The 248-nt window shown below is 43.5% G+C and carries 2 tRNA genes; both read right to left on the bottom strand.

Annotated elements, in window-relative coordinates:
* Positions 1 to 34: 34 nt before the first annotated feature.
* A tRNA-Met gene (locus AB4384_RS23290) sits at positions 35 to 111 on the bottom strand.
* Positions 112 to 162: 51 nt separating this feature from the next.
* A tRNA-Leu gene (locus AB4384_RS23295) sits at positions 163 to 247 on the bottom strand.
* Position 248 lies beyond the last annotated feature (1 nt).

A 248-nucleotide genomic window follows, 5' to 3' on the forward strand; every position in this document is an offset into this window, starting at 1 on the left:
TGAATATTGGTGATTCAATAAAACGTTGTATAAATGGTGGCTACTGCGGGATTTGAACCTGCGACCCCATCATTATGAGTGATGTGCTCTAACCAACTGAGCTAAGTAGCCAATAATAAATCTAATCGATTCACTATTTGTTCTCTAATGAAAGAGAAATAATGGTGCGGTCGGAGAGACTTGAACTCTCACACCTCTCGGCGCCAGAACCTAAATCTGGTGCGTCTACCAATTCCGCCACGACCGCA

It is taken from the genome of Vibrio sp. 10N.261.51.A4 (assembly GCF_041471945.1).
GTDB classification, from domain to species: domain Bacteria; phylum Pseudomonadota; class Gammaproteobacteria; order Enterobacterales; family Vibrionaceae; genus Vibrio; species Vibrio crassostreae_C.